This is a genomic window from Desulfotomaculum copahuensis (assembly GCF_001655685.1).
In the GTDB taxonomy this organism is placed as follows: Bacteria; Bacillota; Desulfotomaculia; order Desulfotomaculales; family Desulfovirgulaceae; genus Desulfotomaculum_G; species Desulfotomaculum_G copahuensis.
The window spans coordinates 98,761-115,845 of the sequence record NZ_LYVF01000164.1 but is presented as its reverse complement, the minus strand read 5'-3'; the positions used below and the strand labels follow the sequence as shown (position 1 = coordinate 115,845).

Genomic DNA, 17,085 nt, shown 5'->3' with positions numbered 1-17,085 from the left:
ATCAAATCACCTGCCCGGAAGGGGACAGCCTGGCAACAACATATACCGGCCGTCCCCGGGCATCGGTCACCTGCCGTGTCTCGTCCCAATTGATGCCCAACGCACCGGTCAGCAACCGGAAGTCGGGCGGGGTGAGTACCGCCACCAGGGGGCGGTCCCCGTAGCCGGTGAGCAGGGAGCGCCATTTTGCCACCGGCGGGGGGAAGTTTGCTTCGCCGCGGGGAGACGGCGCGCCTACCATCAGGTGGTGGATCCGGCTGATCTCCATCATCTGGTTCAAAGAGTAAGAAGTAAAACGATTCAGGCGGCTGTCCACGAGCACCATTTCCCCCGGCTCCATACCGGCGGACAGTGTGCCAATCAACTGGAAAGCAGGCTGGTTGTCCTGTCCACGCAGCACGGACTGATGATAATAAGCAAACAGCGGCGCCAGCGGATAGCCGGCGAGCAGTGCGAACAGCGCCGCCGCCAGTCCCGGTGCCAAATAGCGGCGCATTTTCCCGGCCGGTGACGCGTCCGGCCGTTGATGGCCCCGTTGCTGCAGCCAAACGCTCAATTTTTGCCGGCCCGCGGCCAGGGCGGCGCCGATCAGGGCGTAAGAAGGGGCGAATAAGAAGGCGATATAACGGGTGCCGGTAAAAAACCGGTACTGGTGGTTGAAACAAGGAATGATCAGCAGGCCCGAGGCAATTACAGACAGCAGCAAAAACTGCCGCCGGCGCACGGCCCAAATGACGCCGGCCGTCAGCAGCGCGGCTGCCGTGATTATGGCCAGAAAGGCTATGTACCGGCCGTCGCCGTGCTGGTTCGGATAGGCCGAGGCCAGCGCGCTGATGTATTCACCGGCCATATTGCGCAGGTTGAGCAAGTAGGAGGCCGGGTTGATGCTGCTGTTGAAGGCGTATAATTTGCGGTGCACCCAGTACCAGGAATCCAGCGGATTGATGATATTGTCCACGATCATGTTGCTGTAGGCGAGCAAAAAGGCCAGGTGGGCCAGGTAGAAAGAGCGCCGTTTACTCCAGCCCTGCCGGGCCGGTCCCAGCCAGAGGTAGAGCAGCAGCCCGGGCAGCAGGGCGAGCACCGAGGAATGGGTTTGCAGGGCCAGTCCCCACAGGGCGCCGGACAGGCAGAGCAACCGGCCGTTCCCGCGCTGCAGCGCCGTCACCAAGCAGAGCAGGGCGGCAGTAACAAAAAAAGGGGTCAGGTCATTCGACCATGCCATATGGGTGACCAGAATATGCATGCCGCAGGTGGCCAGCAGTGCAGCGGCCAGCCAACCGGCCAGGCGTCCGGCCAGGGCGTTGGCCAGGAAGTAGGTCAGCACCACTGTGGCCGCGCTGGTGACAGTCATGAACAGCCGGGGCAGAAAGATGTCCGGACCGAACAGGGCGAACAGGCCGGCCAGCAGGTAGTTGTAAAGGGCGCCGATGTCGTGGGCGTTGTTATGCAGGGGCAGGGCCAGTCCCTGGTAGATTTTGTAGGCCAGGCCCACCTCGCCCCATTCGTCCACAAAGCCGGGCACCGTCCAGAGGTAGGGCAACCGGACGGCCAGCGCCGCGATAAAAATGATGACGGCGCTGATTAAATGAAAAGGAAGGCGTTTGTTTTTTTTTTGACCGGCAAGTCATACACTCCTTCCCAGGCCCAGAGCCGGATTTTCAGCACACTGAGCAGCGATTCCAGTATGTCCGGCCAGCGTACCGACGAGCCGCTGCGGTGCTGCCAGGTCAAAGGGATTTCAGCCACGGTCAGTCCCCGGCGCCGGATTAGATAGATCCATTCCAAATCGAAAGCAAAGCGGTCGATTCTGGTGCGGGATAAAAGGGGCAGAATTTCCCGGCGCCGGAAACCCTTGAAACCGCACTGGGTGTCCCCGACAGCCCCCAGACCGAGTACGTGCGCCATCAGGCGGGCGCCGCGGCTGACCAGCGGCCGCCAGCGGCCGGCACATGCTTCCCGCCCGGCATTCACGCGGCTACCGAGCACTGCGGCGTAACCTTTCTCCAGCTGGAAAATGAAATCAGACAGTTTTTCCACCGGAAAGGAGAGGTCGGCGTCAAAGAAAACGGCCAGTTCCCCCGTCGCCTCCTGGATGCCGCGGCGTACCGCCGCCCCCTTGCCCCGGTTGGCCGGCTGGGATATGAGGCGGATAAACGGAAAACGTGCCCGGGCGGCCAGTACCTTTCGCGCCGTATCATCGGTACTGCCGTCGTCCACGACCAGCAATTCCACCGGCCGCTGCAGCCGCAGCAGGTATTCTCCCGCCTCCTGCAGCGTCCGGCCGATGCGGTCCGCTTCATTGTAAGCCGGGATGATCAAACTTAAATAGCACCCCGGATAAAGCTGCGCCGCAGGCCATTGTTCGGCCGGGATTGCCGCGGTCCGCCGGCGGAAGACCACCAGCCGGTATAAAATAAAATTTATCCCGCTGCCGGCCAGTCCGGCCGTCAATTTGGCCAGGTTGAGCCAGGCCGGGCCGCCGCCCGGATTGCCGGACAGCAAGGCCCAGAGCAGCGTGCTGCTGATGCCTAGCGTACCCAGACCGGCCAGGAAAAATCTCAACCCCTCGCGTCCGCCGCGCCGGCTGCAATCCCGGAAGGTCCAGAAACTGTTCATCAAATAACTGTTTAAATTGGCGCAGGCAAAGCCCAGGGTGTTGGCCAGCATGGCCACCACGCCGCCGGTGCCCCAAAACAGGATGATCAGGTTGTAAACAGCAAAGTCAATCACCGTATTGACCGTTCCGGTAATGGTGTACTTGGTCAGGCGGGCCAGCAGTTTCACATCGGTCATCCCTGTTCGCTTGAACGTCTATTCCGAGCATATTCCAGCTTTGCCACAAAGCAGTGAAAAAAGTATGGGAAAAGTATGTAAAAATACGCTGGAGAAAGCGGACCGGGTGTTGGACGCGTTTACCGGCGAGGTTATTTTTCCCAGCCGCGGCGAATATCTTTTAATTGGACAAACCGGAGGTGTTGGAAATGGCTGAACAGTGGTATTCCTTAAGCGGGGAGGAAGTGGCGGCGGTGCTGAACGCCGACGCGGCCAGGGGATTGACGGACCGGGAGGCAAAAGAGCGGGCGGCGCGTTTTGGGCCCAACCAGCTGGCCAGGGCGCCCCGGGTGCCGCTGTGGCGGTTGTTTCTGGACCAGTTCAGCGATTTCATGGTGCTTGTTCTGCTGGCCGCCACGGTGATCTCGGGATTTCTGGGCGAATATGCCGATGCGGTGACCATTATGATTATAGTGCTGGTCAATGCCGTGCTTGGCTGTGTGCAGGAATTCCGGGCCGAGCGTTCAATGGAGGCACTCAAGGAACTTACCGCGCCGGAAGCCCGGGTGATCCGCAACCGGATGGAAGGCCGGATTCCGGCTGCGGAACTGGTGCCCGGCGATATTGTCCTGCTGGAAACCGGCGACCGTGTGCCGGCCGACCTGCGTCTGGTGCAAACGGTGAACCTGGAAGTGGAGGAATCGGCGTTGACCGGCGAGTCGGCGCCGGTGAAAAAGCACACCGCCGTCATCCCCGGTCCGGTGACACCGGGCGATGCCCGCAATATGGCTTTTCTGGGCACGGTGATCACCCGCGGCCGCGGGCGGGGACTGGTGGTGGCCACCGGTATGGCCACGGAGATGGGGCGTATCGCCGGGTTGATCCAGGAAGCCGGTACGGAGGAAACCCCGCTGCAGCGCCGGCTGGCCCAGTTGGGCAAGGGTTTGGTGGCTTTTTGCCTGGCTGTCTGCGCCCTGGTGGTGGTGATTGGGATTTACCGCGGTGAACCGGCTTACCAGATGTTTTTGGCCGGAGTCAGCCTGGCGGTGGCGGCTATTCCGGAAGGGCTGCCGGCCATTGTCACTGTGGCGCTGGCCATCGGCGTGCAGCGGATGATCCGCCGCCAGGCAATCATCCGCAAACTGCCGGCGGTGGAAACCCTGGGCTGCGCCACAGTGATCTGCTCGGACAAAACCGGCACGCTGACCAAAAACGAGATGACCGTGCGCCGGGCCTTGATCGGTGGTCATGAGGCGGAAATCGGCGGCGAGGGGTATGATCCGAAAGGAGAAATCGCCTCCACTCTTTCCTGCCAATCATTTGAATACCAGATTTTTTTCCGCATTGCCGCACTGTGCAACAATGCCGTGCTCACCCGCGGGGAAACTCCCATCGGCGGTCTTTTCCGCGGCTTGGTCCCCCGGCGGGTGAAAACCTGGGATATCAACGGCGACCCCACCGAAGGCGCCCTTTTGGTCATGGCCGCCAAAGCTGGCTTCTGGCGGGAGGAACTGGAGCGCCGCGAGCAGCGGATGGCGGAGTTTCCCTTTGATGCGGAGCGCAAGCGGATGACCGTTGTTTACCGGCAGGCGGATGGCAAGCTGCACGCCTACGTAAAGGGAGCGCCCGACGTGGTGCTCGAACTGTGCAGCCATTGTTTGCGGAACGGCCGGGTGGTGCCGCTGACCGCGCGGGAGCGGGCGGAGATATTGAAACAGAATGCCGCTCTGGCCGGCCGCGCGCTCAGAGTGCTTGCCCTGGCCTGGCGGGAACTGCCCGGCGGTTCCGGGGAAGTGGATGAGGACCGGGTGGAGCAAAGCCTGATCTTTGCCGGGTTGGCCGGGATGATTGACCCGCCGCGGCCCAGCGCCCTGGCTGCGGTACAGCGCTGCCGCCGGGCCGGCATCCGGGTGGTGATGATCACCGGCGATCACCGGCTGACCGCGGCCGCCGTAGCCGGTGAACTGGGCATCCTGGGACGGGGGGAAAACATCCTTGGCGGAGCGGAACTGGATGCCATGAACGATGATGAACTGTGCCGGGCGGCCGGTGATGTTCCCGTTTACGCCCGGGTGTCCCCGCGGCACAAGCTGCGTATCGTCCGGGCCTTGAAGCAGGGCGGCCAGGTGGTGGCCATGACCGGGGACGGGGTCAATGATGCGCCGGCGGTAAAGGAGGCCGACATCGGCATTGCCATGGGCATTACCGGTACTGATGTGACCAGGGAGGCGTCGGCCATGGTGCTGGCTGATGACAATTTTGCCACCATCGTGGCGGCGGTGGAAGAAGGGCGGGGAATCTATGACAACATCCGCAAATTCATCCGTTACCTGCTCTCCTGCAACGTGGGCGAGGTGCTGGTGATGCTGCTGGCCGTGCTGGCCGGCCTGCCGCTGCCCCTGTTGCCCATCCAGATCCTGTGGATGAACCTGGTTACCGACGGACTGCCGGCCATGGCTCTGGGGGTGGATCCCGCCGACCGGGACATCATGTTCCGCCGGCCGCGGCACCCGCAGGAAAGCGTTTTCGCCCACGGGTTGGCCTGGCGCATCCTGGGCAGCGGCGCCGTGATTGGTCTGGGCACATTGCTGGTCTTCGCCTGGGGTCTTTACGGCGGTTCCGGCAATCTGACCCTGGCCCGCACCATGGCTTTCAATACCCTGGTTTTCAGCCAGTTGTTTTTCGTATTTACCTGCCGTTCCGAAAAACACACCATCTTGGAAGTGGGGCTGTTTTCCAACCGGCACCTGCTGCTGGCGGCCGGCCTGTCCGCCGTACTGCAGATGGCGGTCAACTACATTCCCCGTCTGCAAACCGTTTTCCATACCGCGCCCCTGACCGGCCTGCAATGGAGCATAATCGCCGGTGTGGCCCTCGCCCCTCCGCTGGCGGGTACTCTGCTTAAACAACTGCAGTTGCGGGTGAAGGAAAAAATCTCCTATTTAAAGGTGTGAAACAATCCCGCGGCTTCGCCGGCAAAAAAAATAATCTGTCCGAAATAAACAGGAAATAATACACATAGTGCTGAAAATGAGGTAAAATGTATGGTGTACGGCCGGAACAGAGAAAACGGCAAAGGGGGGTGCAGCTTGCATTTTTATAAATACCACGGTCTGGGCAACGATTTTGTGCTGGTGGACACCCGCCGCCAGGAACTGCCCGTGGCCGGGGAGGATTTGTCCGCCCTGGGCCGGCTGGTTTGCGACCGGCATTTCGGCATCGGCGCCGACGGGCTGGTTTTGTTGCGGCCGGTTGACGGAGCCGACATTCAAATGCAAATAATCAATTCCGACGGCAGCGAGCCCGAAATGTGCGGCAACGGTATCCGCTGCGCGGCCAAATATCTTTATGAACACGGCGGCTTGAGGCAGGATGAAATGCGCATCGCCACGCTGGCCGGGATTATGCGGCCCCGGCTGATCCGGCAAAACGGGCGGGTGCAGGCGGTGCGGGTGGATATGGGTGAACCCCGGCTGGAACGGACGGATATCCCCATGACCGGACCACCGGGCCGGGTGGTTGACGAACCGCTTGCTTTAAACGGCGGCAGCTTCCGGGTGACGGCCGTATCCATGGGCAATCCGCATTGCCTGATCTTCACGGCCCATGTAGACCGGGTACCGCTGACGGAATTGGGGCCGAAGCTGGAAAACCATCCGGCCTTTCCACGTAAAACCAATGTCGAGTTTATCGAAGTGCTCAACCGCGGGGAGGTCAGGATGCGCGTCTGGGAACGCGGGGCCGGCCCGACCCTGGCCTGCGGCACCGGCGCCTGCGCCGCGGCGGTGGGCGGCGCACTCAACGGCCTGACCGAGCGTACGGTGAAAGTGCACCTGCCCGGCGGTACGCTGGATATCCAGTGGGCCGAAGACAATCACGTCTATATGACCGGACCGGCGGCGGAGGTCTTTGCCGGGGAGTATACCGGCCGGCCGGTCTAGCTGTTTACCCGTGAACCGCCGCCGTCCGGAGCGGGGCGCAGCGGCCGTTGTCCGCCCGGACCGGCCGGCCGGTGCTTTTGCCGGCGGCTTGTATTAAAAAATAGCGATTGCCAGGAGGGAACAGATTTTGCCGTTTGAACAGGCGCAGCGTATTCAAAACCTGCCTCCCTACCTTTTTGCCCGCATTGAGCGGTTGATTGAGCAAAAACGGGCGGCCGGGGTGGATATTATCAGTCTTGGCATCGGCGATCCCGATCAGCCGACGCCGGAGCACATCGTGCAGGAGTTGATCAAAGAGGCCAAAAATCCGGCCAACCACCAGTATCCTTCATCTGCCGGCCTGCTTGACTACCGCCGCGCTGTGGCCGGCTGGTACAGCCGCCGCTTCGGGGTGGAACTGGATGCTCAAAGTGAAGTGGTCACGCTGATTGGCTCCAAGGAGGGCATCGCCCATATTTCCTGGTGCTACCTGAATCCCGGGGATACAGTGTTGCTGCCTGATCCCGGCTATCCGGTATACGCCGGGGGGGCTGTTCTGGCCGGCGCCGTGCCCCACTACATGCCCTTGCAGGCGGAAAACGGCTTTCTGCCCGTGCTGGCGGATATTCCGTCCGCAGTGGCCCGCAAGGCGAAAATGATGTTCATCAATTACCCCAACAACCCCACCGGGGCGGTGGCCGGTGAAGAATTTTTCCGGGAAGTGGTCGCTTTTGCCCGGGAGTACAACATCCTGGTCTGCCACGATGCCGCTTATTCCGAAATCGCCTATGACGGCTACCGGCCGCCCAGTTTCCTGCAGGTGCCGGGGGCGAAAGAGATCGGGCTGGAATTCAATTCTGTTTCCAAACCTTTCAACATGACGGGCTGGCGCATCGGTTGGGCCGCCGGTTGCCCGGAGGCGGTGGAAGCACTCGGCCGGCTCAAGTCCAACCTGGATTCCGGCCAGTTCCAGGCCGTCCAGTATGCCGCCATGGCCGGGTTGAACGGCCCCTATGCGGTTGTTGACCGGGTCAACGGCATCTACCGCCGGCGCCGGGACATGCTGGTGGAGGCCTTGAACGGATTGGGCTGGCGTCTGGAAAAGCCGCGGGCCACATTTTACGTCTGGGCGCCCGTGCCGGCCGGATATACCGACGCTTCTTTCACCGAAGCAATGCTGGAAAAGGCCGCGGTGGTGATTACCCCCGGCAGCGGATACGGGTCTGCCGGCGCCGGCTATTTCCGCATTTCTTTAACGCTGCCCACGGAGCGGCTGCAGGAGGCGGTGGAACGGATCAAGAAAAACATCGGGCCGGTGAAATTTTAACTCCCGGACCGTGTGTTTGTGGCCGCCGGTTTTACAGGGCAACTATGCTGAACATGCTATGAGTTGGTACTTACAACCATAACTTTAAGGAAGTGACCTCTCATGAGACTGGCCGACCGGGCAAAAAATATCAGCCCGTCGCCCACACTGGCCATAGACGCGCAGGCGAAGAAAATGATCGCCGCCGGAGAAAAAGTAATCAACTTCGGGGTGGGGGAACCGGATTTTGACACTCCGGCTCACATCAAGGAGGCGGCCATTGCCGCCCTCAACGCCGGGATGACCAAATACACCCCGGTGTCCGGCACGCAGCAGTTAAAAGAAGCAATTGCCGCAAAACTAAAAAATGACAACGGCCTGGATTATCAGCCCGGTCAGATCGTGGTTTCGGTAGGGGCCAAACACTCCCTGTACAATGCCATTCAGGTGCTGGTGCAGCCGGGGGACGAGGTAATTCTGCCGGCGCCCTACTGGGTGAGCTATCTGGAACAGATCAAGCTGGCCGGGGGAGTGCCGGTGATCGTTCAGACCCGGGCGCAAAACGGGTATAAATTGACGCCTGAAGAACTGGAATCGGTGCTTAACCGGCGTACCCGGCTGCTGATCATCAACAGCCCGGGCAACCCCACCGGGGCGGTGTATTCCGCCGGAGAACTGGTTGCTCTGGGTGAAGTGCTGACCAGGGAAGGGATCGCCGTAATTTCCGATGAAATTTATGAGCATTTGATTTACGACGGCCGGCGGCATGTCAGTATCGCCTCGTTAAGCCCGCAATTGAAAGAGCAGACCGTGGTGATTAACGGCATGTCCAAGGCGTACGCCATGACCGGATGGCGCATCGGCTACGCCGCCGCGCCGGCGCCGGTGGCCAGGGCGATGGCCGATCTGCAAAGCCACGCCACCTCCAACCCGACTTCTTTCGCCCAGGCGGCCAGCGTGGCGGCGTTGACCGGCACCCAGGAGCCATTAAGGCAGATGGTATCCGAGTTTAACCGGCGCCGCGACTACATGCTGGAGCGGGTGCTGGCCATTCCCGGGTTGACCTGCAGCCGGCCGGGCGGGGCTTTTTACCTGTTTCCCGGCATGGAAGCCTACTTGGGCCGTTCCTGCCGGGGTCGGATGATCAAGGGGGCCGGCGACCTGGCGGCCATACTGCTGGAACAGGCAAAAGTGGCGGTGGTGCCCGGGGTGGCTTTTGGCGACGATCGCTGCTTCCGGATGTCTTACGCCACTTCCATGGAAAACATCCGGGAAGGAATGGACCGTATCCAGCAGATGCTGGCCGCGATGGAGTGAAAACAGTCCGCACCGGCACGGCCGTCGGCAGGGCCGGGTTGAATCTAGCGTATCGGAGGGCTCGGGTTGTTAACAAGCATGACCGGTTTCGGCCGGGGGGAAGCCGCCGGCGGCGGGAAGAAATTCACCGTGGAATTAAAGGCGGTCAACCACCGTTATTGCGAAATTGTACTGCGCCTGCCCAGGAACATGGTCTCCCTTGAGGAGCGCGCCCGCCGTCAAATTCAAACCGCCGTCCGGCGGGGACGGGTGGACGGCTATATTTCCCTGGAAGACGCTGCGGAGCAAAGCCCGCTTGTAAAAGTTGACAAAGGCCTGGCGGGATCGTATTATAAGGCAATGAAAGAATTGCAGGCGGAGTTGGCCCTGCCCGGGGAGGTTTCCCCGACCTGGTTGTTCGGCATGCCCGGGGTGCTGGTAACGGAAGAACCGGCTACGGACGTGGAGGAATGGTGGCCTTTTGTGCAGCAGGCGCTGACCGCGGCCGTGGACGGATTAATGTCCATGCGCCGGGCGGAAGGTGCCCGGTTGCAGGTGGACTTGCTGGAGCGGCTGGCACGGATCGAGGAACTGACCCGGCAGATTGAAGCCCGGTCGCCGCAGGTGGTCAAAGAATATCACACCCGTTTGAAACAGCGTCTGGCGGAATGGCTTGCCGGCGGTCCACTGGATGAAGCCCGCCTGGCCACCGAGGCGGCCCTTTTTGCCGAGCGCTCGAACATCAACGAGGAAGTGGTGCGCCTGTACAGCCATCTGGCCCAGATGCGCAATTTCCTGGCCGCGGAAGAGGCCGTGGGCCGCAAACTGGATTTCCTGCTGCAGGAGATGAACCGCGAAATTAACACCATAGCTTCCAAGGCGGGGGATCTTGAAATCGGACGGGCGGTGGTGGAGGTAAAAAGCGAGCTGGAAAAAATACGTGAACAGGTGCAGAATATCGAATAGCCCGGTCGCGCCGGATAAAAGGGGGAAAGGCCATGGAGATCAGGTTGATAAATATCGGCTTCGGCAATATTGTTTCGGCCAACCGCATTATCGCCATTGTGAGTCCCGAATCAGCGCCGATTAAACGGATCATCAGCGAAGCCCGCGACCGGGGTATGCTGGTGGACGCTACCTACGGGCGGCGCACCCGGGCCGTGATTATTACCGACAGTGATCATGTGATTCTGTCTGCGGTGCAGCCGGAAACAGTGGCTCACCGGTTGGGCGGCCGGGAACCGGTGCCGGTCCCGGCGGAAGAACCTCTGGATTAGGGGCGGGCGGCGGTGATTACACATCCAGGCATGCTTCTGGTCCTCTCGGGTCCTTCCGGCGCCGGCAAGGGCACGATTTGCCGGATGCTGTTGCAAGAAGAGCCCCGCCTGCAGCTTTCCGTATCGGCCACCACCCGGCCGCCCAGAGCGCGGGAAGTGGACGGGGTGGATTATTTTTTTGTCTCCCGGGAACGATTTGAACAGATGATGGCGCAGGACGAGCTGTTGGAATGGGCCGGGGTATACGATTATTATTACGGCACCCCCCGTGCGGCGGTGGATGACGCCCTGTCCCGGGGGACGGATGTGCTGCTTGAAATTGACGTACAGGGCGGCCTGCAGATTAAAGAGAAAATTCCGGATGCGGTCCTGCTCTTTGTCCTGCCGCCGTCCCGTGAAATATTGGCGGCGCGGCTGCGCGGGCGGGCCAGTGATGCCCCGGAGGAAATCGCCAGGCGCCTGCAGTGGGCGGAGCGGGAAGTACGGATGCTTTCCCGTTATGATTACGTGGTTCAAAATGACCGGTTGGAGGATGCCGTATCCGTCATCCGGTCCATTTTAACAGCCGAGCGCTGCCGTCCCGGGCGCGCCCGGTGGTATCAGGGATGGTAGGGGGTTATTATGAACCAGCCTTCTTTAGATCTGTTGATGAAAAAAGTCGATAGCCGGTATACGCTGGTGGTCATTGCCGCCAAGCGGGCGAGAGAACTGACCGCCGACGGCGAAGAAGAAAACACCCTGCCCAGCAAACCGGTCAGTATGGCCCTGCAGGAAATAGCCGCCGGCAAAATTAAATACCGGCGGGTGAAAAACAACCCGAAATAGGTCCGGAGGAAAATTTTATGCTGGAAAACCGGCGCATCACCCTGGGGGTGAGCGGAGGCATTGCGGCCTACAAGGCCGCAGAACTGGCCAGCGCCCTGGTCCGTGACGGGGCGCAGGTGCATGTGATCATGACCGCGGCGGCGCAGCAATTCATCCGGCCGTTGACATTTCAGACCCTGACGGGTAATCCGGTACATACGGATTTGTTTGCCTGTCCGCCCGGCTGGCATGTGCCGCATATCGAACTGGCCCGGGCGGACCTGCTGGTGGTGGCGCCGGCGACGGCCAATATTCTGGCCAAGGCGGCCTGCGGGCTGGGTGACGACCTGCTCAGCACCACCCTGCTGGCCGCCACCTGCCCGGTGCTTTTCTGCCCCGCTATGAATGTGCATATGTACGATCACCCCCGGGTGCAGGCCAATCTGAACTGTTTGCGGGAAAGAGGCTGCTCCGTTTGCGGGCCGGAGACCGGCCATCTGGCCTGCGGCGAGCAGGGACGGGGACGCCTGGCCGATCCGGCGGTGATCCGGGAATACATTGTCCGGCTGTTGACCACGCCGGACATGAAGGGGTTGAAGGTGCTGGTTACCGCCGGCGGGACCAGGGAACCGCTAGATCCGGTGCGCTACCTTTCCAACCGCAGCTCGGGTAAAATGGGTTATGCGCTTGCCCGTGCCGCGGTCAGACGCGGGGCGCAGGTGACGCTGGTGACAGCCGCCCGCGGCCGGGAGGCGCCGGCCGGTGTGCGCGTGGTATGCGTGGAAACGGCGCAGGAGATGCACCGGACGGTGATGGAGCTGTTCCCGCAGCAGGATGTGGTGGCCAAGGCGGCGGCGGTGGCCGATTACCGGCCACGGGAAGCGGCTGCGGAAAAAATCAAAAAGCATCAGGCACTACTTGTCCTGGAACTGGAAAGGACACCCGACATCCTGGCTGCGTTGGGCCGGCAAAAACAACCCCATCAGACGGTGGTGGGGTTTGCGGCGGAAACCGGCGATCTGGAAGCCAACGCCCGTCAAAAAGCAGCGCAAAAGAATGTCGATTTGCTGGTGGCCAATGATGTGACCATGCCCGGGGCCGGCTTCGACAGCGACACCAATATTGTCAAACTGGTTTATCCCGGCGGGGCTGTTGTTCCCCTGCCCTGTCTGGACAAGCTGTCCGTGGCGCACCAGATTTGGGATGCCGTACTGCAGCTGCGCCGCGCCGGCCGGGAGTGAACATCCCGGCCGGATACGCCGGTTCATGGCCGGCTGTGTTACGGTTTTTCCCAAACGGTCACCAAAACCTGGTTGCCTTCTTTGAAAGCACGGGTCAGCTCACAGTGCCGCAGGACGGCAAACTGTTTTTCCAGTTCCCAGGGGGGGATGTCCAGGGCTGCGGCCAGCGCTTCCCTGGTCACCGGCCCTTTTTCTTTGAGGTAGTGATATATTTTTTGTTGCAACGGTGTCAACCCTTCGGTCCCCCGCTGCCCCATTTGCCGGCGGGTGGCGGTGGCGCTGGAAACCGCCGCCGGATCGCACGGTTTGGGCGGTTCCAGGGCGGCTACATAGCAGTCCTCGCAAAGTGTTTGACCATAATAATCGTAGCAGTCGCCGGGATCGTCGATTTCCATTTTACATCTGGCGCATTGCATAAAAAAACCTCCTTGTTTATTCTACAGCCCCTGCCATCCCTGTTGCAGCTTGAGCAAAAGGCCGAGCATGACTTGCTGTTCATCGTCCGTCAGGAATGACATGGCCCGGTAAACCAGTTCGTTGTGCAGGGGCAGCATGAATGTCAGCAGTTCCTGCGCCCGGGGTGTAATCCTGGCCCGGATGATCCGCCTGTCGGCGGAATCCGCCTCCCGGGTGACCAGACCGTCCCTTTCCAGCCGGTCCACCAGACCGGTGATATTGGCGCGGGAAACAAGCATGCGCTGACCCAGTTCGGAAAGTGGCAGACCGGCGTCCCCGGCCAGGCGCAGTTCCATCAGGGCGTTGAATTTGGGCTGGGACAGGTTGAAACGGGCAAAATGCCCGGCCAGCAAATCGTCCAGCTGATCCATGGTGCGGGTCAATTCGATGACCAGTCGGATGGCATGATAACGGTTTTTATTGCCTGAAGACGCCGGCATTGTTTTGCTCCTTTGGTGGAATGAAAATGATCCGGCAGGGGGCGGCTCCCTTTTTCATGTATATTAATTGTAAATATATTAACGGTTTCAGTCAATACTTTTCCGGCCGGCCGGCAGGGAAACCGTCAAGTTGCAGGGAATAAGGTTTATTATGGTACACCTGTAAGCACTCTCCGGAGTAAAATAAGGACGGGGGGTGATTTACGTGTTATTCTTCCCGGCAAACAAGCCGGCGCAGTCCTTTCTCCCGCCCCGGGCGGGATACGGGGAATGTCACCGCCAGGATGATCAGGCCGAAATCCGGATTGGCGACGTGGTGGTGAGCATGACCCGGAGAAGCAATCTGCGCGTACCGGCCGAGTTTTCAGCATTTGTTCCCCGGGCGGAAATCCGGCGGCGTTTTGAAAACGGTCAGCTCAGCGAGGAGGAAATAACCTTAAGCGGCATTACCCTTGTGCATGCCCCCCGCTATCGCGAGTGGAAAAAAAAGGAACCGAGCGGCGCACCCGGTCCGGCACCCCCCCGGCGTCGGGGAGCGCCGGGGGTTTTTGCCCCGGATGCCACCTCGTCCTCCGGTGGGAATTCCGCACCGGATCTTGTCATTTCCGGACAAATGTTTCCGGTCCGTTTTTCTTCACCGCCGGTAAAGTCATGGGGTGATCCGGTAACCTGGAACGGGGCCAAGGTAGCCGCGGTGGAAAAATGCGTGCCGCGTATTAATATCAACGGACGCGGCAAATCATCCGGGAAAGGCGCGGCGGGTGACGGCGGACGTGCGGGTGATTAACTGCAGCAACGGATGGCAGGTGAAATTTTTATTTGTTTGCCGAAGTACTGGTCAACCTGGCCCTGCGCCGGGTGGACAAAATTTTTCATTACCGGGTGCCCGCCGGCCTGCAGGGGCAGGTGGAGACGGGCAGCCGGGTGCTGGTACCCTTCGGACGGCGCAAGCTGGAAGGCTATGTGGTCGGATTTGGCGTACCGCCGCAGGAGTCCGGGATCAAAGAAGTGGCGGCGCTGCTCGATAAAGGACCATTGTTTACCCCGGGGCAACTGGCGCTGGCCCGCTGGGTGGCCGCCTACTACCTGTGTCCGCTGGTCAGCGCGCTGCAGGCCATGATCTGGCCGCTGCTGCAAACGGCCGGTCCGCGCCGGGTGCGCGGCCTGTGGCCGGCCGCGGGTGTTTCCGGTGCGCCGCAAACACCCAAACAAAACGCCGTTTGGCAGCTGGCGCAGAACAGCCCCGGACTGACCCGGATGGAGTTGGCCCGCCGGGCCGGGGTATCACCCGGGTTGGTGAACAGCCTGGTGGCCCGGGGGTGGCTGCAGGTGGAGGAGCAAATGGTGCGCCGGGATCCGGTCGCCGGGACACCTCTGCGCCCGTCGCCGCCGCCGGTGCTGAACGTTCCGCAGGCGGAGGCGGTACGGGAGATTGCCGCCGCCCTGGATCGGGAAAAGGAACAGGTCTTTTTGCTGCACGGGATTACCGGCAGCGGTAAAACGGAGGTTTACCTGCGCGGTATTGCCGCCGCCCTGGAGCGGGGCCGGCAGGCGGTGGCCCTGGTGCCGGAAATCGCCCTCACGCCGCAGATGGTGGACGTATTCCGCGGCCGTTTCGGCGGGCGGGTGGCCGTGCTACATAGCGGCCTGGCGGCGGGGGAAAGATATGACGAATATCAGCGCATTCAAAACGGCACGGCGCCGGTGGTGCTGGGCGCCCGCTCCGCGGTGTTCGCCCCTTTGGACCGCCCCGGGCTGGTGATTGTCGATGAAGAGCACGAGTCCTCATACAAACAGGAAGAAACGCCCCGTTACCACGCCCGGGCGGTGGCCCTGCGCCTGGCCCGGCAGTATGGCGCGGTGGCCGTGCTGGGCAGCGCCACACCGGCGCTGGAGTCGTACTGCCGGACGCTGTCCGGCGGTCCCTACCGGTTGCTCAACCTGCCTTACCGCATCGCGCGCCGGCCTTTGCCGCCGGTGCGGGTGGTCGATTTGCGCCGTGAATACCGTGCCGGCCGGCGGGGGATCTTCAGCGGGGCTTTGCAGGAAGCGCTGGCGGAGCGCCTCAGCCGCAAGGAGCAGGCCATTTTATTTTTGAACCGGCGCGGTTATGCTACTTTTATCGTCTGCCGCGAGTGCGGGCTGGTGCTCAAATGCCCGCATTGTGATATTTCCCTTACTTATCACGCCAATGGCCGTTTGCGCTGCCATTATTGCAATTACAGCGTGCTGGCTCCCTCCCGCTGTCCGGCCTGCACCGGCCGGCAAATGGGTTTTTACGGCACCGGCACGCAGAAAGTGGAGCAGGAAGTGCGCCGGCTGTTTCCCGCCGCCCGTGTGCTGCGCCTGGATAAGGACACCACCGGCCGGCGCGGTTCCCACCGGGAGATTCTGGATGCCTTCGGCCGGGGCGAAGCGGATATATTGATCGGTACGCAGATGGTGGCCAAGGGCCTGGATATGCCGGGCGTCACGCTGGTGGGCGTGGTCAACGCCGATACTACCCTGCATATGCCCGATTTCCGGGCCAGTGAGAGAACATTTCAGCTGCTTACCCAGGTGGCCGGCCGGGCCGGGCGTGGTGACCGGGGCGGCGAGGTGCTTGTGCAGACCTATTCTCCCGCTCATTACGCCGTTGACGCTGCCCGCCGGCATGACTACGGCGGCTTTTTCAGCCAGGAAATGTCCATCCGGCGGGCTTTGGGCTATCCGCCTTTTTCCCATCTGTGCCGGGTGCTGTTTACCGGCGCCAGTGAAGAGGAAGTGGAAAAAGCGGCGGCGGCCCTGGCCGGCTTTGCCGCCGGCGGGGCGGTGCAGGTGATGGGGCCGGCGCCGGCCCCCCTGGTCCGGGTGAAGGACCGTTTTCGCTGGCAGTTGGTGCTCAGGGCCGACGCGCCGCAAAAGTTGAGAGAGGCTGTGACCGCCGGACTGGCCGGGTATGAGCGGCAGTTGCGCACAGTTGCCGTGGCGGTGGATCTGGATCCGCAAAATATGATGTGAAGAAAGGGGGTGGCCCCATGGCCATTTATAAAGTTGTGCTTTACGGGGACGACGTCTTAAGGGAAAAATGCCGGCCGGTGACCAGGATTAACGCCAACATCACCAAGCTCCTGGATAATATGCGTGAGACTATGTACGACGCCAAAGGAGTCGGTCTGGCCGCTCCCCAGGTGGGAGTGGCCAAGCGGGTGGTGGTCGTGGATGCCGGAGACGGCCTGGTGGAGCTGATCAATCCGGAAATAGTACTGTCTGAAGGAGAGGAGACGGATGTGGAGGGCTGCCTGAGTTTTCCCGATTTAATCGGCGATGTGACCCGGGCCGCCTGGGTAAAGGTGAAGGGGCTGAACCGCCAGGGCCGGGAAGTTTCATATGAAGCCACCGGATACAAAGCCCGGGCGTTTCAGCATGAAATTGATCACCTGGATGGCATTTTGTTTATTGACAAGGCCGTCAATGTGCGCAAGCTGAAGCCGGGCCGCCGTTAAGACGCCCCGGAACGGGCGGCGGCCGGGAGAAAGCGCTATCTTTTGTGCGGCTTGATCTGTACGGAAATGGCAATAAATGAATCAT

Annotated in this window: 16 protein-coding genes; 12 read left to right on the top strand and 4 right to left on the bottom strand. The window is 61.3% G+C overall.

Going from position 1 to position 17,085, the window contains the following annotated elements; genetic code table 11:
* Position 1: 1 nt before the first annotated feature.
* Both A6M21_RS10780 and A6M21_RS10775 read right to left on the bottom strand, forming a co-directional pair.
* Positions 2–1,543: an ArnT family glycosyltransferase gene (locus A6M21_RS10780; RefSeq protein ID WP_066668648.1), complete on the bottom strand. Its 1,542-nt coding sequence runs from the start codon at positions 1,541–1,543 to the stop codon at positions 2–4.
* 41 nt (positions 1,544–1,584) lie between these two features.
* Positions 1,585–2,796 (bottom strand): glycosyltransferase, encoded by a 1,212-nt coding sequence (locus A6M21_RS10775; RefSeq protein ID WP_066668647.1) that lies wholly within the window; start codon positions 2,794–2,796, stop codon positions 1,585–1,587.
* Positions 2,797–2,984: 188 nt separating this feature from the next.
* On the opposite strand from A6M21_RS10775, the gene A6M21_RS10765 reads away from it, so the two are divergent.
* The 9 genes from A6M21_RS10765 to coaBC all read left to right on the top strand — a co-directional run bounded on the left by A6M21_RS10765 (position 2,985) and on the right by coaBC (position 12,619).
* Positions 2,985–5,729, top strand: a complete 2,745-nt coding sequence (locus A6M21_RS10765; RefSeq protein WP_066668639.1) for a calcium-translocating P-type ATPase, SERCA-type — start codon at positions 2,985–2,987, stop codon at positions 5,727–5,729.
* Between the two features lie 135 nt (positions 5,730–5,864).
* Entirely contained in the window at positions 5,865–6,716 is an 852-nt protein-coding gene (gene dapF, locus A6M21_RS10760; RefSeq protein ID WP_066668701.1) for a diaminopimelate epimerase, read from the top strand.
* A 127-nt stretch (positions 6,717–6,843) separates the two neighbouring features.
* Entirely contained in the window at positions 6,844–8,022 is a 1,179-nt protein-coding gene (locus A6M21_RS10755; protein ID WP_066668637.1) for an LL-diaminopimelate aminotransferase, read from the top strand.
* 102 nt (positions 8,023–8,124) lie between these two features.
* Positions 8,125–9,318 carry a pyridoxal phosphate-dependent aminotransferase gene (locus A6M21_RS10750; protein ID WP_066668636.1) on the top strand — a complete coding sequence of 398 codons (1,194 nt, stop codon included), beginning with the start codon at positions 8,125–8,127 and terminating at the stop codon, positions 9,316–9,318.
* A 66-nt stretch (positions 9,319–9,384) separates the two neighbouring features.
* Complete coding sequence (locus A6M21_RS10745) at positions 9,385–10,263, top strand: YicC/YloC family endoribonuclease (protein WP_066668634.1); 879 nt, start codon at positions 9,385–9,387, stop codon at positions 10,261–10,263.
* A gap of 32 nt (positions 10,264–10,295) precedes the next feature.
* Positions 10,296–10,574 (top strand): extracellular matrix/biofilm regulator RemA, encoded by a 279-nt coding sequence (remA, locus tag A6M21_RS10740; protein ID WP_066668632.1) that lies wholly within the window; start codon positions 10,296–10,298, stop codon positions 10,572–10,574.
* A gap of 30 nt (positions 10,575–10,604) precedes the next feature.
* On the top strand, positions 10,605–11,186 hold the full coding sequence (gene gmk / locus A6M21_RS10735) for a guanylate kinase (protein WP_066668630.1): 582 nt from the start codon (positions 10,605–10,607) through the stop codon (positions 11,184–11,186).
* A 9-nt stretch (positions 11,187–11,195) separates the two neighbouring features.
* On the top strand, positions 11,196–11,399 hold the full coding sequence (rpoZ, locus tag A6M21_RS10730; RefSeq protein ID WP_201721872.1) for a DNA-directed RNA polymerase subunit omega: 204 nt from the start codon (positions 11,196–11,198) through the stop codon (positions 11,397–11,399).
* A gap of 17 nt (positions 11,400–11,416) precedes the next feature.
* Entirely contained in the window at positions 11,417–12,619 is a 1,203-nt protein-coding gene (coaBC, locus tag A6M21_RS10725; RefSeq protein WP_066668626.1) for a bifunctional phosphopantothenoylcysteine decarboxylase/phosphopantothenate--cysteine ligase CoaBC, read from the top strand.
* Positions 12,620–12,657: 38 nt separating this feature from the next.
* Here coaBC and A6M21_RS10720 read toward each other — a convergent pair whose 3' ends face one another.
* Complete coding sequence (locus tag A6M21_RS10720) at positions 12,658–13,035, bottom strand: helix-turn-helix domain-containing protein (protein ID WP_066668624.1); 378 nt, start codon at positions 13,033–13,035, stop codon at positions 12,658–12,660.
* 21 nt (positions 13,036–13,056) lie between these two features.
* A complete protein-coding gene (locus A6M21_RS10715; protein ID WP_066668622.1) occupies positions 13,057–13,515 on the bottom strand; it encodes a MarR family winged helix-turn-helix transcriptional regulator in 459 nt (152 codons plus the stop codon).
* 205 nt (positions 13,516–13,720) lie between these two features.
* On the opposite strand from A6M21_RS10715, the gene A6M21_RS10710 reads away from it, so the two are divergent.
* The 3 genes from A6M21_RS10710 to def are packed head-to-tail and all read left to right on the top strand — an operon-like array spanning position 13,721 to position 17,000.
* A complete protein-coding gene (locus A6M21_RS10710) occupies positions 13,721–14,302 on the top strand; it encodes a hypothetical protein (protein WP_151191901.1) in 582 nt (193 codons plus the stop codon).
* A 32-nt stretch (positions 14,303–14,334) separates the two neighbouring features.
* Complete coding sequence (gene priA, locus A6M21_RS10705) at positions 14,335–16,515, top strand: replication restart helicase PriA (RefSeq protein WP_066668618.1); 2,181 nt, start codon at positions 14,335–14,337, stop codon at positions 16,513–16,515.
* A 17-nt stretch (positions 16,516–16,532) separates the two neighbouring features.
* The gene (def, locus tag A6M21_RS10700) at positions 16,533–17,000 is read left to right on the top strand and encodes a peptide deformylase (RefSeq protein WP_066668612.1); all 468 of its coding nucleotides are present in this window, start codon (positions 16,533–16,535) and stop codon (positions 16,998–17,000) included.
* Positions 17,001–17,085 lie beyond the last annotated feature (85 nt).